At 64.0% G+C, this 25,405-nt stretch carries 30 protein-coding genes and 1 tRNA gene; 15 read left to right on the top strand and 16 right to left on the bottom strand.

Annotated features, from left to right (window positions below; translation table 11 throughout):
• The first annotated feature begins 47 nt into the window (after positions 1–47).
• Together FJ950_RS09045 and FJ950_RS09040 are read left to right on the top strand one after the other, a co-directional pair.
• Complete coding sequence (locus FJ950_RS09045) at positions 48–665, top strand: TetR/AcrR family transcriptional regulator (protein ID WP_140616550.1); 618 nt, start codon at positions 48–50, stop codon at positions 663–665.
• A gap of 44 nt (positions 666–709) precedes the next feature.
• Positions 710–1,303 carry a hypothetical protein gene (locus FJ950_RS09040; protein ID WP_140616549.1) on the top strand — a complete coding sequence of 198 codons (594 nt, stop codon included), beginning with the start codon at positions 710–712 and terminating at the stop codon, positions 1,301–1,303.
• Between the two features lie 9 nt (positions 1,304–1,312).
• Here FJ950_RS09040 and ppa read toward each other — a convergent pair whose 3' ends face one another.
• From ppa to FJ950_RS09010, 6 genes are all read right to left on the bottom strand, one after another.
• Positions 1,313–1,846, bottom strand: a complete 534-nt coding sequence (gene ppa, locus FJ950_RS09035; RefSeq protein ID WP_140616548.1) for an inorganic diphosphatase — start codon at positions 1,844–1,846, stop codon at positions 1,313–1,315.
• A gap of 190 nt (positions 1,847–2,036) precedes the next feature.
• Entirely contained in the window at positions 2,037–2,543 is a 507-nt protein-coding gene (locus FJ950_RS09030) for a GNAT family N-acetyltransferase (protein WP_015315131.1), read from the bottom strand.
• A 244-nt stretch (positions 2,544–2,787) separates the two neighbouring features.
• On the bottom strand, positions 2,788–3,426 hold the full coding sequence (locus FJ950_RS09025; RefSeq protein WP_140616547.1) for a TPM domain-containing protein: 639 nt from the start codon (positions 3,424–3,426) through the stop codon (positions 2,788–2,790).
• A 9-nt stretch (positions 3,427–3,435) separates the two neighbouring features.
• Positions 3,436–4,323 carry a YgcG family protein gene (locus FJ950_RS09020; protein ID WP_181171131.1) on the bottom strand — a complete coding sequence of 296 codons (888 nt, stop codon included), beginning with the start codon at positions 4,321–4,323 and terminating at the stop codon, positions 3,436–3,438.
• A gap of 4 nt (positions 4,324–4,327) precedes the next feature.
• A complete protein-coding gene (locus FJ950_RS09015; protein WP_181171174.1) occupies positions 4,328–5,140 on the bottom strand; it encodes a YgcG family protein in 813 nt (270 codons plus the stop codon).
• 98 nt (positions 5,141–5,238) lie between these two features.
• Entirely contained in the window at positions 5,239–5,877 is a 639-nt protein-coding gene (locus FJ950_RS09010; RefSeq protein WP_015315127.1) for a LemA family protein, read from the bottom strand.
• A 163-nt stretch (positions 5,878–6,040) separates the two neighbouring features.
• On the opposite strand from FJ950_RS09010, the gene FJ950_RS09005 reads away from it, so the two are divergent.
• From FJ950_RS09005 to FJ950_RS08980, 6 genes are all read left to right on the top strand, one after another.
• A complete protein-coding gene (locus tag FJ950_RS09005; RefSeq protein WP_023771802.1) occupies positions 6,041–6,292 on the top strand; it encodes a hypothetical protein in 252 nt (83 codons plus the stop codon).
• Positions 6,293–6,305: 13 nt separating this feature from the next.
• Positions 6,306–7,190 (top strand): pyridoxal kinase PdxY, encoded by an 885-nt coding sequence (gene pdxY, locus FJ950_RS09000; RefSeq protein WP_140616546.1) that lies wholly within the window; start codon positions 6,306–6,308, stop codon positions 7,188–7,190.
• Positions 7,187–7,978, top strand: coding sequence for a DUF429 domain-containing protein (locus tag FJ950_RS08995; protein WP_140616545.1), 792 nt, complete (start codon positions 7,187–7,189; stop codon positions 7,976–7,978). The genes pdxY and FJ950_RS08995 overlap by 4 nt, the downstream gene beginning before the upstream one ends.
• A 147-nt stretch (positions 7,979–8,125) precedes the next feature.
• Positions 8,126–8,770, top strand: coding sequence for a carbonic anhydrase (locus FJ950_RS08990; RefSeq protein ID WP_140616544.1), 645 nt, complete (start codon positions 8,126–8,128; stop codon positions 8,768–8,770).
• On the top strand, positions 8,767–9,201 hold the full coding sequence (locus FJ950_RS08985; protein ID WP_140616543.1) for a nuclear transport factor 2 family protein: 435 nt from the start codon (positions 8,767–8,769) through the stop codon (positions 9,199–9,201). Before FJ950_RS08990 ends, FJ950_RS08985 begins: the two co-directional genes overlap by 4 nt.
• A 91-nt stretch (positions 9,202–9,292) precedes the next feature.
• Positions 9,293–11,347, top strand: a complete 2,055-nt coding sequence (locus FJ950_RS08980; RefSeq protein ID WP_140616542.1) for a M3 family metallopeptidase — start codon at positions 9,293–9,295, stop codon at positions 11,345–11,347.
• Positions 11,348–11,372: 25 nt separating this feature from the next.
• Here the strand turns inward: FJ950_RS08980 and FJ950_RS08975 are convergent, their stop codons facing one another.
• From FJ950_RS08975 to FJ950_RS08955, 4 genes are all read right to left on the bottom strand, one after another.
• Complete coding sequence (locus FJ950_RS08975; RefSeq protein WP_140616541.1) at positions 11,373–12,866, bottom strand: M81 family metallopeptidase; 1,494 nt, start codon at positions 12,864–12,866, stop codon at positions 11,373–11,375.
• Between the two features lie 78 nt (positions 12,867–12,944).
• Complete coding sequence (locus FJ950_RS08970) at positions 12,945–13,769, bottom strand: carbohydrate ABC transporter permease (RefSeq protein ID WP_015315119.1); 825 nt, start codon at positions 13,767–13,769, stop codon at positions 12,945–12,947.
• Positions 13,766–14,635, bottom strand: a complete 870-nt coding sequence (locus FJ950_RS08965; protein WP_015315118.1) for a sugar ABC transporter permease — start codon at positions 14,633–14,635, stop codon at positions 13,766–13,768. Before FJ950_RS08965 ends, FJ950_RS08970 begins: the two co-directional genes overlap by 4 nt.
• Before the next feature lie 430 nt (positions 14,636–15,065).
• A complete protein-coding gene (locus tag FJ950_RS08955) occupies positions 15,066–16,292 on the bottom strand; it encodes a sugar ABC transporter substrate-binding protein (RefSeq protein WP_140616540.1) in 1,227 nt (408 codons plus the stop codon).
• Between the two features lie 183 nt (positions 16,293–16,475).
• Here FJ950_RS08955 and FJ950_RS08950 point away from each other — a divergent pair, with 183 nt between their 5' ends.
• Genes FJ950_RS08950 through FJ950_RS08940 form a run of 3 tightly spaced genes read left to right on the top strand, consistent with a single transcriptional unit; the run spans position 16,476 to position 19,217 of the window.
• The gene (locus FJ950_RS08950) at positions 16,476–17,246 is read left to right on the top strand and encodes an SDR family oxidoreductase (protein ID WP_140616539.1); all 771 of its coding nucleotides are present in this window, start codon (positions 16,476–16,478) and stop codon (positions 17,244–17,246) included.
• A 2-nt stretch (positions 17,247–17,248) separates the two neighbouring features.
• The gene (locus FJ950_RS08945; protein ID WP_140616538.1) at positions 17,249–18,319 is read left to right on the top strand and encodes an ABC transporter ATP-binding protein; all 1,071 of its coding nucleotides are present in this window, start codon (positions 17,249–17,251) and stop codon (positions 18,317–18,319) included.
• A 16-nt stretch (positions 18,320–18,335) separates the two neighbouring features.
• The gene (locus FJ950_RS08940; RefSeq protein ID WP_140616537.1) at positions 18,336–19,217 is read left to right on the top strand and encodes a MurR/RpiR family transcriptional regulator; all 882 of its coding nucleotides are present in this window, start codon (positions 18,336–18,338) and stop codon (positions 19,215–19,217) included.
• A gap of 163 nt (positions 19,218–19,380) precedes the next feature.
• Here the strand turns inward: FJ950_RS08940 and FJ950_RS08935 are convergent, their stop codons facing one another.
• Together FJ950_RS08935 and FJ950_RS08930 are read right to left on the bottom strand one after the other, a co-directional pair.
• Positions 19,381–19,695: a DUF167 domain-containing protein gene (locus tag FJ950_RS08935; RefSeq protein ID WP_015315113.1), complete on the bottom strand. Its 315-nt coding sequence runs from the start codon at positions 19,693–19,695 to the stop codon at positions 19,381–19,383.
• Positions 19,696–19,702: 7 nt separating this feature from the next.
• On the bottom strand, positions 19,703–19,996 hold the full coding sequence (locus tag FJ950_RS08930) for a YggT family protein (RefSeq protein WP_015315112.1): 294 nt from the start codon (positions 19,994–19,996) through the stop codon (positions 19,703–19,705).
• A 147-nt stretch (positions 19,997–20,143) separates the two neighbouring features.
• Between FJ950_RS08930 and FJ950_RS08925 the strand changes: the two genes are divergently transcribed.
• The 4 genes from FJ950_RS08925 (at position 20,144) to FJ950_RS08910 (ending at position 22,055) form a co-directional block, all read left to right on the top strand.
• A tRNA-Ala gene (locus FJ950_RS08925) sits at positions 20,144–20,219 on the top strand.
• A gap of 321 nt (positions 20,220–20,540) precedes the next feature.
• On the top strand, positions 20,541–21,290 hold the full coding sequence (locus FJ950_RS08920; protein WP_140616536.1) for a helix-turn-helix transcriptional regulator: 750 nt from the start codon (positions 20,541–20,543) through the stop codon (positions 21,288–21,290).
• A 242-nt stretch (positions 21,291–21,532) separates the two neighbouring features.
• Positions 21,533–21,736 (top strand): nitroreductase family protein, encoded by a 204-nt coding sequence (locus FJ950_RS08915; RefSeq protein ID WP_246681297.1) that lies wholly within the window; start codon positions 21,533–21,535, stop codon positions 21,734–21,736.
• A gap of 67 nt (positions 21,737–21,803) precedes the next feature.
• Positions 21,804–22,055, top strand: a complete 252-nt coding sequence (locus FJ950_RS08910; protein ID WP_015315110.1) for a hypothetical protein — start codon at positions 21,804–21,806, stop codon at positions 22,053–22,055.
• Positions 22,056–22,106: 51 nt separating this feature from the next.
• On the opposite strand, the gene FJ950_RS08905 is transcribed toward FJ950_RS08910, so the two are convergent.
• From FJ950_RS08905 to FJ950_RS08890, 4 genes are all read right to left on the bottom strand, one after another.
• Entirely contained in the window at positions 22,107–23,051 is a 945-nt protein-coding gene (locus tag FJ950_RS08905) for an energy transducer TonB (protein WP_140616535.1), read from the bottom strand.
• Positions 23,048–23,515: a TonB system transport protein ExbD gene (exbD, locus tag FJ950_RS08900; protein WP_140616534.1), complete on the bottom strand. Its 468-nt coding sequence runs from the start codon at positions 23,513–23,515 to the stop codon at positions 23,048–23,050. Before exbD ends, FJ950_RS08905 begins: the two co-directional genes overlap by 4 nt.
• Before the next feature lie 13 nt (positions 23,516–23,528).
• Positions 23,529–24,455, bottom strand: a complete 927-nt coding sequence (gene exbB, locus FJ950_RS08895) for a tonB-system energizer ExbB (RefSeq protein WP_140616533.1) — start codon at positions 24,453–24,455, stop codon at positions 23,529–23,531.
• A gap of 65 nt (positions 24,456–24,520) precedes the next feature.
• Entirely contained in the window at positions 24,521–25,312 is a 792-nt protein-coding gene (locus tag FJ950_RS08890) for an ATP-binding cassette domain-containing protein (RefSeq protein ID WP_181166325.1), read from the bottom strand.
• Positions 25,313–25,405 lie beyond the last annotated feature (93 nt).

Genomic DNA, 25,405 nt, shown 5'->3' with positions numbered 1-25,405 from the left:
GAGCATGTATACGTACCGATCGGTAACATTGTCAATCGAGTCCCATGATGCCAAGCGACAAAAATATTGAACTGACCATCAGCGACGGTCATGCGTCGGCGCCACCGAAGGCCGCCAAGAAGATTCTCGACGTGGCCTATGACCTGTTCTACCGGCGCGGTATCCGGGCGATCGGCGTCGACGAAATCGTCAAGCGTGCCGGCGTCACCAAGCCCAGCCTCTATCGCAGCTTTCCCTCCAAGGACGAGCTGGCCGCCTCCTACCTCAGGCAATACGATCTTGAATATTGGGAGCGTTTCGACGAGGCCGTCGCCGCCAACCCCGGCGACCCGCGCGCTCAGATCAAGGCTTTCTTGACCCGCATCGGCAAGCGAACGCAAGTGGCGGGCTATCGCGGCTGCGGCATGACCAATGCGGCGGTCGAATATCCCGATCACAGCCATCCGGCTCGCGTCGTCAGCGAGGCCAACAAGCAGGAATTGCGCCGCCGCTTGCGCGCCATGGCGGCTGCGATGGGCGCGCAAGACCCCGACACGCTGGGCGACGGGTTGCTGCTGCTTATCGAAGGCGCCTATATCAGCGGCCAACTGTTCGGCCTCGGCGGACCCGCGCAGTCGGTTGCCCGCAACGCCGACCTGCTGATCGAAGCCAGCTTGAAGAAATAGCGATTGGCGATACGCTGGGACGACCTCCAACTGAGATCTCCGCCATGCGCAGCCTGTTGATCCCGCTCACCTTCGCCGGCCTTTGCCAGGCGGCACAGGCCGGCGACATATCCAGCACCTACACCGACCTCGACTGGAAGAAGGACTGCGTGACCTATGCGCAGGCCGGGCAGGGCGACGGCGACTGGGCCGACCTCGCCTGCTCCGGCTATCGCGGCTATCCCGTGCTGGTCGGATATGACGACGCCCGCGAATCGCTGTTCTATGGTTTTCCGCCCAGCGGCGACATGACGTCCACCTGGGAAAGTTTTTCCGCCTTGAATTCGTCCGGAGCCAAGGTCGAGTGGCGCGTCGAAACCAATGGCGACAAAGCCGTGCCGTTCGCGGTCATCCACCGCCGCTCGATCAGCAATGGCGAGGACGAGACCAAGAAGACCGAGGTGCTGCTCGTCGCCAAGGTCGCCCAGATGGACGCCCGGGACGGCTGCACCGTCGGCCTGGTGTTGGCCACCGGTAACCCCGCCGCCAACGACCAGGCGCGCAAGATCGCCGACGAGAAGGCGAAAGGCTTCGCCTGCGGCAAGGACAAGCGCGTGGTGATTGGCGACGTGCCGGCTTTCGGCCGGGTCGATAACTGACCGCTCGAGCTACTTGCTCGCCTTCGCCCGGTCGATCGCGTCCATGATCATCTTCTTGGCGTATTTGGAATCATGCCAGCCCTCGATCTTGACCCATTTGCCGGGTTCCAGATCCTTGTAGTGCTCGAAGAAGTGCTGCACCTGCTGGCGCGTGATGTCGGGCAGCTGCGTGTATTCGGTGACGTTCTCGTAGCGCAGTGTCAGCTTCGGTGACGGCACCGCGATGATCTTTTCGTCCTGGCCGGCATTGTCTTCCATGATCAGCACGCCGATCGGCCGCACGTTGATCACGCAGCCCGGCACCAAAGCGCGGGTGTTGCAGATCAGCACGTCAATCGGGTCGCCGTCGCCCGACAGCGTGTGCGGCACGAAACCGTAATTGCCGGGGTAGCGCATCGAGGTGTGCAGGAAGCGGTCGACGAACAGCGTGCCGGCCTCCTTGTCCATCTCGTACTTGATCGGCTCGCCGCCGATCGGCACCTCGATGATGACATTGACGTCCTCAGGCGGATTCTTTCCGGTGGCTATGGCTTCGATGCGCATGTCTTTTGTCCCTCTCTCGGTCGGCAGGAGATAGCGGGCGGCGCAAAATGGTGCAATGCGGCGAATGGTGCTTACAGGCGTCCGGCGAGACGCGATGGCGGTCGACCCGTTCAATCATCGGCACAAGATGTTTCAAGGTCGTGATGTGCGTGAGCCCGGGACCACGCGTTCCGCGATTATCCCCAGGCGGTCACTCCCAGACGAAGGCGACCTTCTTCAGCGCCTTCTGCTCGAAAATCTCGACCCCTTCGGCGATGTCGCGGCCGCCGGCCCCGGCATAGAAGGCAAGTGCGTTCTGATTGTCTTCCAGCGCCCACACCACCATGCCTTTCAGCCCATGGTCGGCGAGACGTGCCCTGGCCGCCGAAAACAGCCGCCTGCCGAGCCCGATGCCCTGATATTCCGGGCGCAGGTACAATTCGTAGATCTCGCCCTGCTGCTTGAGCTCCTTGGCGCGATTCTTGCCGATCGTCGCATAGCCGGCGATCGTGCCGCCGATCTCGACGACGAGGACGGTGGCGGCGCGGCGGATGGCGTTGGCCCACCAGTCGCTTCCGCGACGGTTGATCATAGATGTCAGCGTGCGGTGCGGAATGATTCCGCTATACGCGCCGCGCCAAGCCTCGAGGTGCACTTCGGCGATGGCGCCGGCATCGCGCGGGTCTGCCTTCCGAATGTCGATCGTCAGCGTATTCATGATTTGTTAACCATAAACCCGCATCGCCCGATTGCAAGAGTCCCGGCGGCCGATGGTCCGCTTTCGCACAGACGATCATGACACTGCCGACATTGGCCAAAGCCTGCCTGAAAACGCGCTCAGCCGAGGCGGATGGCGCGGCTTTCGAGTACCGAAACCCAGCGGACTTTTAGGTCCGTGGGCATCGGAAGCGCAGAAAGCCGCGTCAGGCGTCCGGCTGAGTAGCGTTTGCAGGTAGGGCTTTTCAGATTTCGACCAGATGGTCGTCGAGCTCGTTGGTATCGCCCGAAGTAACCGGAAAGTGCTCGGCCAGCACGGCCCCGACCCCCTCGATCGCCTTGACGAAACCGTCGGCAAGCCGATCGTGGCCGGCATGCGCGGTCAGATCGCGCACCACGCCGTCCCAGACATGCTGGCCGACCTTGGCGTCGATGCCCGAATCGGCGACCACTTCGGCGTAGCGCTCGGCGATCGAGACGAAGATCAGCACGCCGGTGCGCGCCGTGGTGCGGTGGACGTTGCGGGCGAGGAACTGCTTGACCGCATTGGCGTGCGCGGCCTGATAGCGCAGCCGACGCGGCACCATATGGATGCGCAGGCCGGGCAGCGTCCACAACAGGGCCAGCACGCAGGCCATGGCCAGCAACTGAGCGATGACGAAATGTGGCAGGCGGATGGTGAGCCACCAGGCCTCCAGCCCATAGGCGACGGCGAGACTGACAACCAGCATGCCGAGGGTCGCCATCAAGGCTGCGGGAGCTAAGTAGCCATGGCTTGCATGCGCCACGACGCAGTAGATCTCGCCGTCGGTTTGCGCTTCGGCGGCGCGGATCGCAGCGGCGATGCGCTCATGATCCTGCGGGCTGATCGGTCGTGTTGCCATGATCTTGTCTCACCAGCTTCCTGAAGAACCGCCACCGCCGGACGAGCCGCCGCCACCGGAAAACCCGCCGCCACTGCTTGAGCCCGACGACCAGCCACTGCCGGAACCGCCCGAGGACCAGCCGCCGCCCGACGACCTCGTCCAACCGCTGGTTCCGGATGATCCGCCCGCTCCCTGGCCATAACGAAACGTCATACCCAGCCATCGATACACGCCCGGCGACAGCTTTGTGCCGAACATCGGCGGCAGGAAGGCCATTGCCAGGCCACCGAAGAACATCGTCGCCCACAGGATCAGGAACACCGTGACGACCGGATCCATGGGGGTGCTGCTGTCGGCGGGATTGCGCCGGCCGCGCGCCTCCAACTCCTCCGGATTGCCGTTCAGCACCATGATCATGTCGTCGACGGCCTTGGAGATGCCGCCCGGGAAATCGCCGGTGCGGAAGGCCGGCACCATGTCGTTCTCGATGATCAGCTTGGTGTGCAGGTCGGTCAGCGTGCCTTCCAGCCCATAGCCGACTTCGATGCGCATCTTGCGGTCGTTTGGCGCGACCAAAAGCAGGACACCGTTGTTCTCCTTGGCCTGGCCGAGCTTCCAGAAGCGGAACAGCCGGTTGGCGTAGGGCTCGATCTCCTCGCCGCCGAGGCTGGCAATGGTGGCGACGACGATCTGGTCGGAACCCTTGGTTTCGAAGTCCGCCAGCTTCTGCGTCAGCGCGGCACGTGTGCCGGCATCGATGATGCCGGCATTGTCGACCACGCGGCCGGTGAGAGCCGGAAGGTCGGCGGCCACGGCGGCGATCGAGGCAAGCAGCAGAGACGCCAGGATGATTAAGGCCAGGCGCAGCCGTGAAGCGCATTGGCCGGGCATTGAAGGGACGGCAGCTCTGGCCATGGCCTTACCAGCCTCCCGAGGAGCCGCCGCCGCCGGACGAACCGCCGCCGCCCGAAAAACCGCCACCGGAGGACCCTCCGCCGGAGGACCAACCGCCGCCGCCGGACGACCAGCCGCCGGACGATGATCGCCGGTGCGGCTCGAAGGTCATGCCGAGCCAGCGATAGCGTCCGGGCCCGAGTTTCTGGCCGAAGATCGGCGGCAGGACCGAGGCCGCGATGCTGCCGAAGAAAATGATCGCCCAGATGCCGATAAAAATGGCGAAGAACAGGTCGTCGGAATTGAATGGTGCCTGCTCGTTGCGCTTGCCGCGCGCTTCCAGTTCTTCCGGATTGCCCTCCAGCACCATGATCATGTCGTCGACGGCCTTGGAGATGCCGCCCGGGAAATCGCCGGCGCGGAAGGCCGGCACCATGTCGTTCTCGATGATCAGCTTGGTGTGCAGGTCGGTCAGCGTGCCTTCCAACCCGTACCCGACCTCGATGCGCATCTTGCGGTCGTTTGGCGCGACCAAAAGCAGGACACCGTTGTTCTCCTTGGCCTGGCCGAGCTTCCAGAAGCGGAACAGCCGGTTGGCGTAGGGCTCGATCTCCTCGCCGCCGAGGCTGGGAATGGTGGCGACGACGATCTGGTCGGAGCCCTTGGTTTCGAAGTCCGCCAGCTTCTGCGTCAGCGCCGCACGTGTGCCGGCATCGATGATGCCGGCATTGTCGACGACGCGGCCGGTCAGCGCCGGAAGATCGGCAGCGAAGGCGGCGAACGGGAGGAAGAGGATGCTGGCAAGAAGGCCGAGAAAGGAAAGGTAGGCGTTCCGCAGCGCCCCCCTTGAGGAGGAGATGTCCGGCAGGACAGAGGGGGGTGTTTGCACGCCGGCGGTCCGTCTTTTCGGGAATTCGTTCCGAGGACAGTCGCCGTTCACCCGCCCTGCTTCGTGCCGAAATCGACCTTCGGCGGCTGCATCTTGTCTTCGTCGACGGTGAAGTTGGCGAAGGGCTCGTTGCCGCGGAACCAGAATGTCGCCCACAGTACCGACGGGAAGGTCTTCAGCGTCAAATTGTAGTCCCTGACGGCCTGGATGTAGTCGCGCCGCGCCACCGCGATGCGGTTCTCCGTGCCTTCGAGCTGCGCCTGCAGCGCCAGGAAATTCTGGTTGGCCTTGAGGTCGGGATAGGCTTCCGACACCGCGATCAGCCGCGACAGCGCGCTGGTCAGCCCGGCCTGGGCATCCTGAAACTTCTTGAGGGCTTCCGGATCCTTCAGCGTTTCGGGCGTCACCGTGATCTGCGTCGCCTTGGCGCGCGCTTGGACGACGGCGTCGAGCGTGTCCTTTTCATGCGAGGCATAGCCCTTGACCGTCTCGACCAGATTGGGAATGAGGTCGGCGCGGCGCTGATACTGGTTCAACACCTCGCTCCATGCCGCCCTGGCGTTTTCTTCCGCCGTCGGGATCGTGTTGTAGCCGCAGCCGGCAAGCAGCGGCAGCACGATTGCCATCATCAGGAAGGCGGGCAACGTGCGAAATGTCGATGGTCGAGCAAGGCGCTGGGCAAGCATGAAGGGATCCCTCGATAGAAGTTGCATCCGAAGCATTACCACAATCGGCGCGCAAGAAAACGGCCTCGGCCTCTGAAGCAGGCTCGGCATGAATTGTGCCCGCGCAAGGCCCTGTGATTGGCCTGGTGAACGCGATAAGGTTCGATCAGAACGGGATATCATCATGGCGAAACGCCAGGACAGCGACAGCGAATCGCGCCGTATCCTCCAGCGCGTCGCGCAGGAGACCGATCCGGCCGGCAATTCTTTCGTGGCACGGACGACGAAAGGCGTGCGCGACCACGTCTCCGCGGCCGATGCCGATCGCACGGATCCGATCGAAGTCTGGGGCACGCGTGTTGGCAGGATACTCGGCCTGCTTCTGGCGCTGGGCCTGATGGTCTGGCTCGTGCTTTTCCTCACCCGGGGCAGCTAGGAATCAAGAAACAATGAGCGCCGAAAAAACCGACGCGCCGCACGCGGTCATCGTCATTTCCAGCCATGTCGCGCGTGGCTCCGTCGGCAACCGCGCGGCAGTATTCGCGCTGGAGACACTGGGCTTTCCGGTCTGGGCCGTGCCTACGGTCACCCTGCCCTGGCATCCCGGCCATGGCCGCGCGACCCGCATCGTGCCGCCGCTCGACCAGTTCAAGGCGCTGATGGCCGATCTGGAGCGCGCGCCGTGGCTGGGCGAGGTCGGGGCCGTGCTGTCGGGCTATCTCGGCGAGGCCGGCCAGGCCGAGGCGGTCGCCTCGCTGGTCGCCGCGGTCAAGGCGAGGACGCCCGATGCCGTCTATATCTGCGATCCGGTGATGGGTGATTCCGGCGGCCTCTACGTGCCCGAGCCCACCGCCGCCGCCATGCGCGACCGGCTGATGCCGATCGCCGACATCGCCACGCCCAACCGCTATGAGCTGGAATGGATGGCCGGCGCGCCGCTGCCCGATCTGAAATCGGTGATCTCGGCCGCACTCCACGCCGGACCGTCGACCATGCTGGTCACCTCGGCTCCGTCGATGATGTCAGGCGGCACAGGCAATCTGCTGCTCGACGGCACCCAGGCGCTGCTGGCCGAACACCGCCTGATCGACAAGCCGCCGAACGGCCTTGGCGACTTGACGGCAGCGGTCTACCTGGCGCGCATCCTGTCCGGCCAGCCGGCGATCAAGGCGCTGCAGTCGACGACGGCGGCGGTCTACGAAATCCTGGCGCGCACCGCAAAACGCGGCGGCGACGAACTGCAGCTCGAAACCGACGCGCAGAGCCTGTCGCACCCGATGGCCATGGTCCAGCTTCGCCACCTCACGCATCCGGGGCGGGATCGCCGGGCGTGACCCCGGGCAAGGTCGTGCTCGTCGGCGCCGATGGCTGCAAGGCCGGCTGGATCGCCGTGCGGAGCGAACCCGGTTCGACACGTCGTGACCGGGACACGGCGCCTTCGGTCGATGTCTTCCCTTCGTTCACCGCCCTGCTGGCGGCGATCCCCGATGACGCGATCGTCGCCGTTGACATGCCGATCGGTCTACCGGAATTTTCGCAAAGGGGCGGGCGCGGGCCGGAAGCGCTGGTGCGGCCGCTGCTTGGCGCTCGCCAGTCCAGCGTCTTTTCGATTCCGTCCCGTGCCGCCCTCTATGCCGATACCAGCGGCTTCACCACGATCGAAGCCTGGTACGCGGCGCATATCAGGGCAAGCGAAGCGGCCTGGGCCACATCCAACCCGCCGCGCGGCGTTTCCATCCAGGCCTTCGGCATCTTTTCGAAAATCCGCGAGATCGACACATTGCTGATCGCGCGGCCCGAACTGCGCGGCCGCATCTTCGAATCGCATCCGGAAGTCGCCTTCTGTCGCCTGAACGGCGATCAGGCCATGCGGTTGCCGAAGAAGATCAAGGGCAGCGTCAATCCGGCCGGCATGGCGGAGCGCAAGGAGCTGCTTTGCCGGCACGGCTATGACATGGATTTCCTTGACCAGCGGCCGCCACGTGGTGCAGCCGCCGACGATTTCCTCGATGCGGCGGCCATGATGCTGATCGCCGGCCGCATCGCCAAGGGCGAAGCGAAGCCGTTTCCCGACCCGCCTCGCGCTGACGGTTTTGGCATACCGGTCGCCATCTGGGCGTGACAACGTCGGCGGGCGTCCCGCTCTGGCGCATGGCATTTATAGCTAGCCCCTACAATTCTGCATTGCTCGTAACGGGTTTTTGCCGTTAGAGGCTTTCCTCGACCGCAACGAGCTGCCGCCTCCAACCCGGAAAGGCCTTAGCCGCCCATGCCTCATCTTCCCGAACACCTCCTCGCCGGCTACCGCAATTTCATGAACGGCCGCTATCTCACCGAGAGCGGCCGCTATCGCGAGCTCGCCCGCGAAGGCCAGGCGCCCGAGACCATGATCGTCGCCTGTTGCGACTCGCGATCCGCGCCCGAGGCGATCTTCGACGCCGGCCCCGGCGAACTCTTCGTGTTGCGCAATGTCGGCAATCTGGTGCCGCCTTACGAGCCGGACGGCGAGTTCCATTCAACCTCGGCCGCCCTCGAATTCGCGGTGCAGAGCCTCAAGGTCAAGAATATCGTGGTCATGGGCCACGGCCGCTGCGGCGGCATCCGGGCCGCGCTCGACACCAACTCCGCGCCGCTCTCTCCCGGCGATTTCATCGGCAAGTGGATGAGCCTGATCGCGCCGGCCGCCGAGACGGTGTCGGCCAGCACCTTCATGACGGCGACGGAACGCCAGACGGCCCTGGAGCGCATCTCGATCCGCTACTCCCTCGCCAATCTCAGGACCTTTCCCTGCGTCTCGATCCTCGAGGGCAAGGGGCGGCTGTCGCTGCACGGAGCCTGGTTCGACATTTCGACCGGCGAGCTCTGGGTGATGAACAAGGAGACCGGCGATTTCGAGCGGCCGGTGCTGGAATGAACGGTAGGGCGCGCCAGGCGATGAGCGTCCGGCCGGTCGTTTTCACGGCGGCCGCGCTGATGATAGCGATCGTTGCCGCTCGCGCCGACGACCGCGCCGTCATAAGCCGCTGGTATTCGGCGCTGCTGGTCGCCGATCGCACCGAGCTGGCGGACCTGCTCGCCGACGACGTCCGCATCAAGCTCGACGACCTCGGCGTTGTCCAGAGCAAGCAGGAATTCATCGCCTCGCTCGACGAATGGAAGGGCGCGGTTGCGGGAGCCGCGATCCGCCACCGCATCGAGAAGACCGAAGGCGGGGTCACCACCGTGATCGCCTGCTACGACTTCCCCAACAATGACATGCTGGTGCAGGAGACCTTCGCGGTGCGCGACAACCGCATCACCGCCAATTCGCAGGCGGCAATCGCTGAAAACTGCGACGGCTACTGAGGCGGAGCGGCCAACTGGCATATTGCGGGCTCGCGGAGCGCGCCCTACATCGGTGACACCCCTCCTTCCTGACGCCAGCGAAAGACCCTCCATGCCTTCTCCGAAAGCCGTCGATCTCGCCGCCCATCCGTTGACCGCGTGGCGAGGGCCGCTCGGCCTGCCCGATTTCGCCCATATTGGCGACGGTGATTTTTCTCCCGTCTTCGACGCCGCGCTGAAGGCGCATGAGGCCGAGATCGACGCGATATCAAGCAACAAGGATACGCCGAGCATCGAGAACACGCTTGCCGCGCTTGAGCTCGGCGGCGAGGCGCTGGATCATGTCTCATCGATCTTCTGGTGCCGCGCCGGCGCCCACACCAACGAGACCATCCAGGCCCTGGAGCGTGACATTTCGCCGAAGATGTCGCGGCACTTCTCGGCCATCTCGATGAACGAGAAGCTGTTTGCCCGCATCGACGATCTCTACCAGCGACGCGAGAGCCTTGACCTCGAACCCGAGACGCTGCGCGTCCTGGAGAAGACCTGGAAAGGCTTCGTCCGTTCCGGCGCCAAGCTCGATGCCGACGGCAAGACGCGGCTGGCCAAAATCAACGAGGAGCTGTCGTCGCTCGGCACGACTTTCGGTCAGAACGTGCTGGCCGACGAGCGCGACTGGGCGCTGTTCCTCGACGAGGCTGATCTCGCCGGCCTGCCGGATTTCGTGAAAAGCTCGATGGCCGAGGCCGCCGAGATGCGCGGCCAGAAGGGCCGCTACGCCGTCACCCTGTCGCGCTCGATCTATGAGCCGTTCACGACCTTCTCCGAACGCCGCGACCTGCGCGAGATCGCCTATCGCGCCTTTACCATGCGCGGCCAGAACGGCGGTGCGTCCGACAACACATCCGTGGTGCGCGACATGCTGAAGCTGCGCGCCGAAAAGGCGAAGCTGCTCGGCTACGCCTCCTTCGCCGCGCTCAAGCTCGACGACACCATGGCCAAGACACCGAAGGCGGTGCACGCGCTGCTCGACCCGGTTTGGGAAAGGGCACTGGAAAAAGCCGCCGCCGACCAGAAAGAGCTGGAGCGTCTGGCGGCCGAGGCCGGCAGTAACGAAAAATTCGCCGCCTGGGACTGGCGCTTCTACCAGGAGAAGCTGCGCGCCGAGAAGTTCGCTTTCGACGAAGCGGAGCTGAAACCCTATCTGCAGCTCGACCGCGTCATTGACGCCTGCTTCGACGTCGCGACACGGTTGTTCGGCGTCACGTTCGAGGAGAAGAAAGGCATCGCCGCCTGGCATCCGGACGCGCGCGTCTTCGTGGTCAAAAATGCCGACGGCAGTGAGCGCGGCCTGTTCCTCGCCGACTATTTCGCGCGGCCGTCAAAACGCTCCGGCGCCTGGATGAGCGCGCTGAAGTCCGGTTACAAGCTTGGCCATGGCTCGAAGCCGGTGATCTACAACATCATGAACTTCGCCAAGCCGCCAGCGGGCGAACCGGCTTTGCTGTCGGTCGACGAAGCGAAGACCTTGTTCCACGAATTCGGCCATGCGCTGCATGGCATGCTGACCGACGTCACCTGGCCGTCGGTGTCAGGCACCTCGGTCAGCCGCGACTTTGTCGAACTGCCCTCGCAGCTCTACGAGCACTGGCTGACGGTGCCGGCGGTTCTGGAAAAGCACGCGCTGCATGTCAAGACCGGCAAGCCGATGCCGAAGGCGCTGCTCGACAAGATGCTGGCCACGCGCACCTTCGGCGCCGGCTTCGCCACCGTCGAGTTCACCGCCTCTGCCTTGATGGACATGGCCTACCATGCACGGCCCGACGCGCCGGAAGAGCCGCTTCGTTTCGAGGCCGAAACGCTTGCGACGCTGCATATGCCGGATACGATCGCCATGCGCCATCGCACCCCGCATTTTGGCCATGTCTTCGCCGGCGAGGGCTATTCGGCCGGCTACTATTCCTACATGTGGTCGGAGGTGCTGGACGCCGATGCTTTCGCCGCCTTCGAGGAAACCGGAGACCCCTTCAACCCGGCGCTGGCCGAGCGGCTGAGGAAGAACATCTACGCCGCCGGCGGCTCGAAGGATCCGGAAGAGCTCTACACGGCGTTTCGCGGCAAAATGCCGTCGCCGGAAGCGATGATGGTCAAGCGCGGATTGGTGTAGGCAATCGCCGAAGTCGGCGCCGACGTTAACCTCGTTGTCCTTGGCTGCCGACCCAAGGATCCTTTACCCTTGGCCACACCGGCCGCGTCAGCTTCGTGTAATTCGTCGCCGCCGGATTGCTGGGATAGGAACTCGGCGCCGCGACATAGATGATCTCGGCGGCGATCGGCTCGAAGCCGGCGTAAAAATGGTTTGTTGACTTGATCAGCAATATGTCTTTCGACAGCGGATCGACGCCGATGTTGGAGAAGACATCCGGCTCGAAGGTCTGGGTGCGATTAGTGTTCAGGATCACATCGACTTCCGTGCCCTCGATGCGCACCACCGCTGATGGTCCCAATGTCACCCGGCTCGGGCCAAAACTCTGCCAGCCTTCGGCAACCGCTTTCAGTACCTTGACGCGTGCATCGATCGGTTCGCCCGCCTGCGGGCCGGCCTTGCCGCCGAAACGCAGGTCGATGACGGCGCCCTCGCCGGCCGCCTGGCAGAAAGTCACCGCGATCGGATCCCAGATCGTCGCCACGCCGAACTTGTCCAGGCCCCGCGCCAGCATCTGGCGTAGCACGAAGGTGCCGTCGCCGGGAACGCCGCCGCCGGGGTTGTCCCAGATATCGGCAATGACCACCGGCTTGCCCGGTCTTTGCTTGCGCACGGCCAGCGCCCGATCGATGCCGTCGGCCGTACTCAGCATCGTCATCGCGGTCGTTTCGCGCATGGCATAGAGCTCGCGTCCAAGCCGCTCCGCCAGCGCATCGCCCTTGGCCTTGTCATTGTCGGTAACGACAAGGATGCGCGTGCCCATTTCGGGCACGTCGGCGGCCATGAAGCCGTGGATGACCGAGACCGACAGCACGCCGTCCTTGCCGTGCAGCGCCTTGATGCGGTCGACGAAGGAGCGCATCGGTTCGCGGCTGGTCGGCAGCACCTGGATCATGCGGCAGTCGAAAGTTGAGATGACCGGCTTGATCTCGCCGCGCGCCGCGGCCAGGCCAAGCGCGACCACATGCTCGCCGCGCTCGTAGAAATCGGTGTGCGGGAATTCGAGGAAATAGGCCATGATGTCGGACGCCGCCACGCGCTTCGGCGTCAGATGGCTGTGCGGATCGAACTCGCAGGCAATCACCACCTCAGGCCCGACAATGCCACGCACGCGCTCCAGCAGGTCGCCCTCGCAGTCGTCATAGCCTTGCGCCACCATGGCACCGTGCAGGCCCAGAATGACGGCATCGACCGGCAAGGCGGCCTTGAGCTGGCCGAGGATTTCGTCGCGGAGCGCCTCATAGGTCTGCCGCTGCACGAGGCCGCCGGGCTCTGCCCAGGTGGCGGTGCCTTCGATCACGGTCAGGCCTTCGGCGGCCGTGCGGCGGCGCAGCGCCACCATCGGCGAGGAGCACAGGGTCGGCGTTTCCGGATGCTTGCCCGGCCCGGCATAGAACGCCATCTCGAAAGAGGCCCGGTCGGTTGGCACCGGCGAGAAGGTGTTGGTTTCCGTCGCCAGCGAGGCGGTGAAGATACGCATGAAAACTCCGTGGACTTCTTGTTTTCGCAATTCCGGACGGATAACCGCTGGGCACTTTTCCTGGAATTGCTGGGATTGCTATTTGACAGCCCCGAGCGCCAAGCCCCGGACAAGATAGCGCTGCAGCCAGATGAACAGGATCGCCACCGGCAGCGTCGCCAGCAGCGTCGCCGCCATCACATGGTGCCATTCGATCGTGTAGCGCCCGGCAACCAGCGAGAACACCTGGATCGGCAGCGTATAGCTCTCCTGGCTGCGCAGCATGGTGAGCGCCACGACGAATTCGTTCCAGGCATTGATGAAGGTGAAGATCGCCGTCACCGCGATCGCCGGCAGGCAGAGCGGCAGGAACACTTTTCGCAGCGTCAGCCAGCGGCCGGCGCCTTCCATCCAGGCGGCTTCCTCGAGATCGCGCGGAATGGTGTCGAAATAGCTCTGCAGCATCCACACGGTGAAGGCGACGTTGAAGGCCATGTAGATGAAGCCGAGCGCGGTGGTCGATTCGACCAGTCCCCAGGCAGCCATCAGCCGGAACAGGCCGAGCACCAGCACGATCGGCGAGATCATCTGTGAGATCAGCAGGAACTGGCGGAACGCTCCATATCCGGCAAAGCGGAAGCGCGACATGGCATAGGCCGCCGGGACGGAGATGAGGATGGCGCCAACGGTGGCGATGACAGACACGTAGAGCGAATTGGCCAGCGCCCGGCCGAAGCCGGTCGCCACCCACATGTCGGCAAAATTCGACCACCGGAACTCGCTCGGCCACCAAGTCGGCGTCAGCACTTCGGTACGCGGCTTGACCGCTGTCAGGAACATCACCGCGAAGGGAAAGATCGTCACCACGATCAAGGGCGCCAGCAGCAGCCAGGCGATGATGGTGCGCTTCAGCTTGGCCTTCATGCGCGTTGCTCCCGCATGGCAAGGCGCACATAGATCATGGTGAAGATCAGCAATATGGCGAACATCACCAGCGAGACCGCCGACGCCTCGCCGAGTTTGCCGATACGGAATGCCAGCTTGTAGAGGTGGGTGACCAGTATGTCGGTCGAGTTGGCCGGCCCGCCCTGCGTCATCACCCAGATGATCGGGAACGAGTTGAAGACGTAGATGGTGTTGAGCACGATGGCGATGTTGATGAAGGGTTTCAGGAGCGGAAAGGTGATCTCGCGGAACTGCTGCAGCGGCGTTGCCCCTTCGAGCGCCGCCGCCTCGTAGAGATCGTCCGGGATCGACGACAGGCCGCCGAGAAAGATCGTCGTGGTGAACGGCACCGTCACCAATATGCCGATCAGCACCTGCATCGGAAACGCCGTCTCGGCGCTCGCAAGCCACTGGATGTTGTGGTCGATCAGGCCAAGTCCGATCAGCGCCGAATTCAGCATGCCGCTTTCACCGCTCAGCGCCCAGCGCCAGACCACGGCCGTCATGGTCAGCGACACTGCCCAGGGCAGCATGATGATGACGCGGGCAAGGCCACGCCCATAGAAATCGGTGTTGAGGATCATCGCCACCGGGACCGAGAGCAGCAGCGCTCCGCCGACCACCAGCACCGTCCACAGCCCCGTGCGCCAGAGCGCGGCGACGAAGTCGGGATCGGCGGCCAGCGCGGCGAAATTGGCAAGACCGCTGAACTCGCGCAGCTGACCAAAGCGATTGACGTCATGCGTGGCGATCTGGATCAGGTCCCAGACCGGCCAGAAGATGACCACCGCCGCCAGGAACAGACTGGGCAAGGTCAGGAGGTAGGGCAGGAAGCGATTTTGCATCGGCTGATTTTACACCGCGTTGCGAGGCATCAGTAGCACTGGTTGGCCAGTTGACCTGTTCTTCCCAGGCGCTCGGTTTCGAACTCTTCCCCGGCGTCGGCGCCGCCCCTCACCTGCCTGCCGGCATCCTCTCCCGTATAGAGACGGGGAGAGGGGAGCTTTCATTACCGCTTTCGCCAGTCACCAGCGTCCAGAAAGGGCTCCGAGATGCCGGCCGCCCTTTCTCCCCGTCTCTATACGGGGAGAAATGCCCGGCAGGGCAATGAGGGGCGGCGCTGACGTCGACAATTCGTCCAAAGTGGTTGCTTGTCAGTCTTCGTTATTACGTGGAGCGCAGCCAAATGTCTGTTTGGAAATGTGGCGCGCCCCACCTGAGTCGGGGGCGCGCCACGGGCGCAGGGAGATACGCCCTATTTGTGGGGCGCGGCCCCTACTTCTTCAGCACTGCGTTGGCCTTCGCCGCCGCTTCCTTCAAGCCTGCCTCGGGATCGCCGCCGAGATAGATCTTCTGCATGGCATCCGACGTGATCTGGGCAACTTCTTCCCAGCCTGGGATGACCGGCGCGAAACGGGCATCCGGCAGCAGGGCGGTGAAGGCGGCCAGGTCGGCGTTGTTGACGTAATAGTCCATCTTGGCCTCTTCCTTGTTCACCGGCAGGAAGCCTTCGCCCTGCGTGAACTTGGCGCGCTGTTCCGTGGCGAACAGGAAGTCCATCAGCTTCCAGGCCTCGTCCTTGTTCTTGGAGTTCTTGAACATGATCATGGAGTCTGTGACGCCATAGGTGCCGCGCGCACCGGTAGGACCGGCCGGAATGGCGGCCACGCCATATTTGAGGCTCGGCGCCTCGTCCTTGATCTGGTTGGACAGGAAAGGCGCCGTGATCATCATGCCGACCTTGCCCTGCTTGAACAGGTTCTGCACGTCCTCGCGATTGTTGGAGGTGACGCCGGGCTCCGTCAGCCCCTCGTCGATCATCGACTTGTAGAGCTTGGCCGCTTCGAGCGCGCCCGGCGTGCTCAGGCCCGACGTGCCGTCCTTGTTGAGGATCTCGGTGCCCTGCGACCACATCGCGTAGTAGTAATAGACGTCGGTCTCGATCTCCTTGCCCTGAAGGCCGAAACCGAAGGCACCCTGCGCCTTGATCTTGCGAGCATCCTCCTGCAACTCGGTCCAGGTTGCCGGTGGCTTGGCGATGCCGGCCTTCTCGAACAGCTCCTTGTTGTAATACATGGCGCGTGCCGAGGCGGCGATCGGCAGGCCGTAGGTCTTGCCGCCCATGATCGAGGGCGACAGGAAGGTGTCGATGAAGCGACCCTTGAATTCGGGCGTGATGTAGCTGTCGAGCGGCTCGGCGACGTCCTGCTGGACGAAGTCGATCAGCCAGCGCGTGCCTATGATGGAGAGATCGGCGTTGGTGCCGGCGGTGATGTCGGTGGTCAGCTTCTGCAAGAGCACATCCCACGGCACCACCTCGAATTTGACCGTGATGCCAGGGTTCTTCGCCTCGAACTCCTTCTTGACCTGCTCGAAATACGAACCGGTCTTGGCGCTGTATTCGGCGACGGTAACCCGCACTTCGCCGGCCTCTGCCTGCGCCGCGAAGGCCAGAATGCCCATTCCGGCCATCAGGCCGGCAGTCCATTTCGCAAGGTTCATCCGATCTCTCCCCATTTGTTTCGCGCATTCGCGCTCCTTGTGCCGGTGCCGGCACAAGATTTATGTGACTTTCCTACATTATCGATGAATTCGCCGCGCGCAAGCGGATTAATATGTTGCTTAATTACATCCTGTTCTTTAGCCTCTCCGGCATCTGCCTGACCTGCGGGAGGAGCAAGCGCCGTGGTTTCGAGAGCCGAATTCGAAGGCAGGACCGCCGTCGTCACCGGCGCCGGTGGCGGCCTTGGCTCGGCGATCGTCGCACTGCTGGCCAGCAGGGGCGCGCGGGTGGTCGGCTGCGACCAATCAGAGGAGGCACTGGCGAGCCCGCACCTTGCCTCGCGGCATGTCTTCGACCTTCTCGACCGGGCTTCCATCGAGGCGGGGATCGCCGCCGTTCTCGACCGGGACGGCGTGCCCGATATCCTGGTCAACAATGCCGGCTGGACGCGCGCCGAAACGCTCGATGCGCTGACGGCGGACACGATCGAACATGAGCTCGACCTCAACCTGACCGGTGTGATGACTTTCGCCGACCCGCTGGTTAAGGCGATGGCTGCACGCGGTTCGGGCAGCGTCGTCTTCATTTCTTCCGTCAACGCCATCGCGCATTTCGGCAATCCGGCCTACGCCGCCGCCAAGGCCGGCATCAACGCCTATGCCAAGTCGATCGCCGTCGAGCTCGGCCGTAGCGGCGTGCGCGCCAATGTCGTCTGCCCCGGATCGATTCGCACCGCCGCCTGGGACCATCGCCTTGCCAAGAACCCTAACATAATCGGCAAGCTGCAGCGGCTCTATCCGCTCGGCCGCATCGTCAACGCCTCCGAAGTCGCCGAAGCGGTGACTTTCCTTGCCTCCGACCGCGCCTCGGGCATAACAGGCGTGGTGATGCCCGTGGATGCGGGATTGACCGCCGGCTGCCTGCCGTTCATCGACGACATACTGGGAGCGTGACCATGACCGACGTCGAGTTTCGCAACCTCTCGAAATCCTTCGGCCAGCACAAGATCCTCGAGGAGATCAGCCTCGATATCAAGAGCGGCGAGTTCGTCGTGCTCGTCGGCCCGTCCGGCTGCGGCAAGTCGACCTTGCTGCGCATGCTGGCGGGCCTGGAGACCATCAGTTCCGGCGACCTCCTGATCGGTGGCACGCGCGCCAACGACCTGCCACCGCAGCAGCGCAACATCGCCATGGTGTTCCAATCCTACGCGCTGTTCCCGCACCTGAAGGCTTCCGACAATATCGGCTTCGGTCCGAAAATCCGGGGCGAGAGCCGCGCCGCCATCGACCAGAAGGTCAAGAAGGCGTCCGGCGTCCTCAACCTGTTCTCCTATCTCGACCGGTATCCCCGCCAACTCTCGGGCGGCCAGCGCCAGCGTGTCGCTATGGGCCGCGCCATCGTGCGCGAACCCTCGGTGTTCCTGTTCGACGAGCCGCTCAGCAATCTCGACGCGCAGTTGCGCGTACAGATGCGCACCGAGATCAAGGCGCTGCACCAGCGGCTGAAATCCACCATAGTTTACGTCACCCACGACCAGATCGAGGCCATGACCATGGCCGACCGCATCGTCGTGATGGACCGCGGCAGGATCCAGCAGGTCGGGCCGCCGCTGGAGCTCTATGACAGGCCGGCCAACAAGTTCGTCGCTGGCTTCCTCGGCTCGCCGTCGATGAGTTTTGTGTCCGGGGCACTGAAGACGACGCCCGGGACGACCTGGTTCGAGTCGGTCGGCGGCGGCCGGCTTGCGCTTGCCGGCGACCCGGTGCCGGCAGGCAGTGCCGTTGAGGCGGGGATCCGGCCGGAGCATTTCATCGTCGGTGAAGCCACCGACGCCATGACGCTCAAGGTTGACGTGGTCGAGCCGACCGGCTCCGAAACCCATGTCTACGGCGCCATTGGCACCGATACGGTGCGCGCCGTGTTCCGCGACCGGGTGCCGGTGCGGCCGGGCGACCTGCTGCCGGTCTCGGTCGACCCCGGCAACATCCATCTGTTCGACACGGCGACAGGCCTGCCGCTGAGATGACGACGGAAACGCGGATATGAAGACCCCGGCCGATATCATCACGCGGCTGCAGCTGATGTCGCAGGACGGCACCAAGTCGGATCGCCGGCTGGCGAGCCTCGTCCTGTCCGACCTCGACTTCGCCTCCAAGGCCGCGATCTCCGAGATCGCCGCGCGGGTCGGCGTCAGCGAACCGACGGTCACCCGCTTCTGCCGCAATCTCGGCTGCGAGGGGTTGCGCGACTTCAAGTTCTACCTGGCCCAGGCCATCGCCATCGGCGGCCAGTATCTGTCGCCGGAGCCACTGAGCCGCGACGCCCGCGAACGGCGCATTGCCTCGGCCATCACCGAAGCGGCTGTTACAGCCATCCAGCGCGCCAGCGAGAACCTCGACATGACGACGCTGGTCGACGTCGCCGCGCGCCTTGCGGCATCAGGCAATGTGCTGTGCATAGGTTCGGGTGGCATTTCCTCGATGATGGCGACCGAAATGCAGAACCGGCTGTTCAGGCTCGGCCTGCCGGTTCTGGCACAGATCGACGGACAGTTGCAGCGCATGTATGCCGCCGTTGCCACGCCAGACACCACGGTGGTCGCCTTCTCGGTCTCCGGCTATGCGCGCTCGGTCATCGAGGCGGTGCAGGTCGCCCAACAATATGGCGCCGCCACGGTGGCGGTCACCGCGCCCGACTCCGCACTGGCCAAGGTCGCCGACACTGTCATCCACCTGCAGCCGTTCGAGGACGGCAACATCTACAAGCCGACATCGTCACGTTACGCGTTGCTGGCGATCGTCGACATGATCGTGACCTCGGTCGCCGAGACACGCGGACCGAAGGTGCTGGAGAACCTGCGCCGCATCAAGCAGAGCGTGAACACGCTGAAGGTCGACGACCCGCGTTTGCCGCTGGGCGATTGACGAGCCGGCGCCGAAACCGCCAATTTCTCCCCAAGGGGGGATAAGGAGTGGTCCGCGCGGCGGACGGGAAGCCAATTGCTTGGCTTTCCGAACGACGACCACCCGGAGCGACAGCGCAGGACCGGGTCCGGCAGGGCAGAGGGGGCGATGTCCCGCCTGCATCTCAATTTTGGAAAAGCGCTTCGACACCTGTTACCAGCGCCTCCGGATCACCCAATATCCGCAACGTCTTGAGGCGGGCCGTACCGCCGGCGACGACCGAAACGGCCGATGCCGGAACACCCAGCGCCTTGGCGACCAGCCTCTCCAGCGCTTGATTGGCGGCGCCATTTTCCGGCACGGCGCGGACCCGCGCCTTCACGTGACTTCGTCCGTCCGCCAATGTTTCGACAACGTCGAGCCGGTCCACGGAAGACTTCGGCGTCAGCCGCACGAACAGATCGACGCCGTTCTCGCGCATGCGGAACGGCGCGCTCATGCGATCGTCAGGCCAGCAGCAGCGGTGCGACCGTGGTGAGAATGAACTGCCTGAGGAAGAACAGGATCAGCAACAGGATGATCGGCGAGATGTCGATACCGCCAAGATCGGGCATAAAGCGGCGGATCGGCCGCAGCGCCGGCTCGGTCAGGCGGTAGAGCATGTTCCCGATGCTGCCGACGAACTGGTTGCGCGAGTTGACGACATTGAAGGCGTAGAGCCAGGAAAAGATCGCCGAGGCGATGATGACCCACCAATAGAGGTCGAGCGCCATGACGATGGTTTGAATGAGGGCGAGCATGCCGGACTCCAATTGTTGCCGACATGTAGCCATTACGCGCCAAACCGGCAAGGGCAGGGTTCCGCCACGCGACCGGCAGCCGGTTTTCGGTGAAGCGCCGCCTTGACAGGAAACCGCGGCGCCCGATAAATGCGCCATCCGCTGGACGGGGCTGTAGCTCAGCTGGGAGAGCGCGTCGTTCGCAATGACGAGGTCAGGAGTTCGATCCTCCTCAGCTCCACCAGCGGAATAATCGTCCGGCTTTTGACCGTCCCGGCAAGGCGCAGCCGGCATCCGCCACGGCGCGATGCAAGGCGTAGCCCCGATCCCCCCAAAAATGGCCAAATGGCATTTCGCCGTTTCCGAGGCGAAATGGTTGTCAATTGGACTTATGGCGATGGCCGGTGTCCGGTAGGCGCTATTTTTTTTGGAAGCCGCCCCATTAGAGTGGCGTTCTCAAATCAGTTTTTTCTGTGTGTTGTGACAGGGCGTTTCGGCGGGGGCGACCGAAAGCGCTATACGGATTCCGAGTCGAAATGAAGTATCCGCCTGCGAAAGCAAACTAGTGTCCATTCGCCAGAATCTTGCTGCAAATCTCAGGCGGCTCTGCAAGGACCATGCTTCTGTCAGCGCGGTATGCCGCGAGCTTGGCATCAACCGCACACAATTCGAGCGTTACCTGCAAGGGCAGACCGTGCCCAACAAGGCCACCGCCAAGCTGATCTGCGATTATTTCCGCGTCGACGAAGCCGAGCTGTACCGGGACCCCGGCGCCCCCTCGCCCGCGGCTCCCGGTCTGCCGCCGATCTCCGAAAGCCTGTTCACCCAGATGATCCGGCCGCCCGCTCCGTCGATTGCGGGCGGCACCTATTTCACCTATTTTTCGATCCCCGGCAGATCCGATCTGCTGGTGCGGGCGATCACCTTCGTGCGTCGCGAAGCCGAGCTGGTCACGTTCCGCAGGGTCACCGGATGGTCGGAGCATCATCGCTCGACATGGGCGCGGGCACGCGGCAATCATTATGGCGTGGCGATCTCGCGCCTTAACTGGATCTATTTCAGCGGCGTCAACCGCCGCCAGACAGGCGAGCCGTCGCTGATCTCGGTGCAATGGGCGCCTATCTCCGAACCGGTGCTGACAGGCAAGGCCATGCTTCTGACCGAAGCCGGGCCGGCATTCGTGTCGGTCATCATGCGGCAGGATAGGTCCAATATCCGGCCCAGGCATGCGATCCGCATGGCGCATGTCGTCAGGCTCGATGATCCCAGCCTCGACCAGCTCGTCGTCAGCCTCGCTCGGGACGGGCTGGGTTAGCCGCTTGCTTACGCTGAATAAGAACAAGAATATCCCGAAAAAGCGTATGCCAGCGATTGCCTACTCCATAACCGAGTAAAATCGATTTTTTTAGACTTTCTAGCCAAGAAAGATATTTTAGCTCATGGCTGATTTACTACAGTTTTAACAAACCAGTAACTCTTCCGACCTTACCTTTCTTCCCGCGGATCCCTTTCCGGGATCTTTCAACAGATCCCTGGGGGTCGGGGAAAGGGACGAAAATGACCAGGAAAGTGAACATTGGCCAGAACATGATGTTGGCGGCAACCAGGCACGGCTTGTCGGCCTGCCCCCCGGCGGCGCTGAGCCATTCGGCGATCAAGCGCCTTCTGGGCCTCGACAGCCTCACCGACGCGCCCATCTATGCGTTGACCCTCTCAATCCCGGAACTTGATCCGCATTCGGCCGGTCGATCGATCAATTAGCCGGCGTAGTACATCTAGTGCAGCCAGTACGCATTCCCTAAAGTTCATTCGATGACAGGAGCAGAACATGTCAAATCAGGCCTTACGTCAGTCAGAGCTCGACAGTCTCCAATATATCGCGACGATGACCAATGAGCTGGTGCAGATGGCCGAAGCGAGCCGCTTCCCCATGATCTCCTATCTGCTCGGTATGGCCTATGCCGAAGCCTTCGACGTCTTGCGCGGCGCACGGCCGGCACGACACGCGCAGCTCAGCGGCAATCCGATGCACCCCAAGGCACACCCGAAAGACAACCACGCTCAGCCAAGAACAGCGTAGCGCGATGCAATTGTCGGGCTTGCGGGACGGCTGGCACGGATTTGAGGGGCATTAGTCCCGCAAACTGAACACGAATGGCGCTGTACGGCTGACGCGCGGGCCGAGTTCCGCCGGTGGCGCCGGCACGGTCGCGCCCTGCAGCACCGCAAGTGCTGCTCGGTCGAGTTCGGCATCGCCGGACGAACGGGCGACCCGGGCCGACAGGACCCGGCCGGATGGGTCCATTGTAAAAGTCACGTTCACATTGCCCTGCGCGCGCCGGGATTTCGCGGCGCTCGGATAGCGCTTGTGGCGATTGATCCACGCCGTCAGCCGCGATTCCCATTTGGCCGGGCTGACACCCGAGAACCCGGCCGCCGATCTCGGCGCCGCCGCCTTGGCGGCAGGCTTGGCCTCGGCTCTCGCGGCACTTGCCGTCTTCGGTGGCTCGGCCTTTTCCTTCTTCGGCCTTGGCTTGGGCTTGTCGACCGGCTTTTTAACCTTGGCTTCGGCCGGTTTCTTTTCCTTGCGCCGTTCCGTCGGCTTTGCCCGCGGCAGCGGAACGACAGCCTCCGGCGCGACGGTCTCGACAATATCGGGGACGACCTGTTCCAGCGGCGGCTGTTCGACCGGTTCGGCCTTCGTCATCTCCGTAGGCTCGTTCGGCCGCACCATCACGGCCTCGGTAACAGGCTCCGCTTGCTCGACCATCTTGTCAGGCTCGGCCTCGGCGGCCTTCTCGGTCTGTTCGACTGGCTCGGCCCGGTCGGGAATGGCCGCGTCGGGCATCGCGGCCTGTTCGGGCACCGACGGCGTCACCATCATCGGCGCCATCTCGACCACTAGGGCCGGCGGCGGTCCGCCATCCGACAGGTCGACTGGATTGAAATTCTGCACGGCATACGCGACCGCGACATGAGCCCCAAGCATCAGCACCGCCGCGCATGCCCATAGGCCAAGGTCGCGCCAGTCGAAGCGCGACAGCACCACCGTGGGCGAGGCGGCGGATGGCGTCATGGAGCGGCCGCTTTGCCTGGCGCCGGTGCGGCGATATCACCTGCCGGCGCGGCCTCCAGGCCGACCAGCGCGATCTTCAGATAGCCGGCGGCCCGCAGCAGGTTCATCGCCTCCATCAGCTCGCCATAGGCGACCGCCTTGTCGGCTCGCAGGAATATCCGCGTCTGCTTGTCGCCCTTGGTGCGGCTGTCGAGCGTGGCGGCAAAAGCCGGGCGCGGCACCGTGTCGTTGCCGATCGCCAGGCTGAGATCGTTCTTCAGCGTCAGGAACAGCGGCGTCTCCGGTCGCGGCGCCGGCGTCGCGGTCGAACCGGGCAGGTCGACATTGACATCCACCGTCGCCAGCGGTGCGGCGACCATGAAGATGATCAGGAGCACAAGGATGACATCGATGAAGGGCGTGACGTTGATCTCGTGGCTTTCCTCGAGGTCGTCGTCCAGGGTCTGTCGAATTCTGCTCCCCATGGCGTCGCTCCCGCTACTCCGCCGCCAAGGCTGTCGCCGGCGCTATCGTGCGGAAATCGAGGTCGCGGCTGACCAGCCGTTCGACGCCGGCCGAGGCGTCGGCGAGGATCTGCCGGTAGCCGGCTATCGAGCGGGCGAAAACGTTGTAGATCACCACCGCTGGGATTGCCGCGACCAGACCCATCGCGGTGGCCAGCAGCGCTTCGGCGATGCCCGGCGCGACCACGGCGAGATTGGTGGTCTGAGCCTGCGAGATGCCGATGAAGGCGTTCATGATGCCCCAGACGGTGCCGAACAGGCCGACGAAAGGCGCGGTGGAACCAATCGTCGCCAGCAGGCCGGTGCCGCGCGACATGCGCCGCGACGCAGCCGCCTCGATGCGCGACAGGCGCGAGCTGACCCGTTCCTTCAGTCCGTCGCCGCCGACGTGGTCGAGCGCATTGGCCGAAAGCGCGGCCTCTTCTTCCGCTGCCCGCACCAGGAGCGCGCCGGGATCGCCACAGCGGTCGAGCGCGCGGCTCGCCTGCTTCAGCGTGGCGGCATCGCCGATCGCGCGGACGGCACGGCGGAGGCGCAGCTTGCCGCCGAAAATCTCCAGCGATTTGGCCAGCCATATCGTCCAGGTGACGAGCGACGCGAAAGCCAATCCAGTCATCACCGCCTTCACGATGATGTCGGCGGCCTTGAACATGCCCCATGGCGACAGGTCATTCGGCAGGTTCAGGTCCATCGTCCCGGCAGGCGCGACCTCGGCCGGCGTTGTCGCGCTCGGCTGGCCGGCTGGCTGCACGGGCGCCATGGCAGCCGGTGCAGCTTGTGCCGGCGCGGCAGGGGCCTCAACCGCTGGAGAAGAGCCGGCCGGTTGCTCCTGGGCCGTGGCGCCGGTCGCCCCCAGGACAAGCGATGCGACCAACGCCGCCAACAAACCATATCTCGACATGAGCTTCTTCCTTGTTCTCACGGCGGCCAGCCGCTTGCCGGTTCCTGCAACCGCCGGCGACGACTTCACTGCACATAGCCGACGGGTTGGCCAGTGACGGGATGCGCGAACACACCCATCTCGACGCCGAAAATGTCCTTGAGCACATCGCTCAGCATGATCTCGCTCGGTGTGCCGCGCGTCAGCAGCCTGCCGTCCTTCAGCGCGATCAGCTCATCGCAGTAGCGCGCCGCCATGTTGGGGTCGTGCAGCACCACGACGACGCACAGGTCGCGCTTGCGGCTGAGCTCCCTGACCAGGCCCAGCACCTCGACCTGATGCGCGATGTCGAGCGCCGAGATTGGCTCGTCGAGCAGCATGACGCCGGCATTCTGCGCCACCAGCATGGCCAGCCAAGCGCGCTGGCGCTCGCCGCCGGATAATTCATCCACCAGCCGCTCAGTGAACCCTTCCATGTCGGTCAGCATAAGGGCCTGCTCGACATGGCGCCTGTCCTCGGCGCCGAAACGGCCAAGCGCGCCATGCCATGGATAGCGTCCGAGCGTTGCCAGCTCGCGCACGGTCAAGCCCGTCGCCGCCGGCGTCGTCTGCGGCAGATAGGCAAGAGCCCGCGCCAGCTCGCGCGCGCCCCATTGCGATAGCGGCCGTGCGGCGAAAGTGATGGCGCCGGAGCTTGCCGGCTGCTGGCGCGCCAAAAGCTTGATCAGCGTCGATTTGCCCGAACCGTTATGGCCGATCAGCCCGTAGACGCGCGCGCGCCGCAATTCGAGCGAGACCGGACCGAGCAGCGTCCGTTCGCCGACGGCGAAACGCACGGCATCGATATCGAATGCGGTCTGGCTATCGGCTTCGGCCATGGTCACGGCATTTCTCCAGCCCCGCCGCCGCATTCCGATCCTGTCTGCGGAGGCAGGTCCCCGGTTGACTATGAAACTTGATATTACTAGTCA

Source organism: Mesorhizobium sp. B2-3-14, from assembly GCF_006442175.1.
Taxonomy (GTDB): domain Bacteria; phylum Pseudomonadota; class Alphaproteobacteria; order Rhizobiales; family Rhizobiaceae; genus Mesorhizobium; species Mesorhizobium australicum.
The sequence above is the reverse complement of the archived record's forward strand: the minus strand, read 5'-3'. Positions and strand labels throughout refer to the sequence as shown.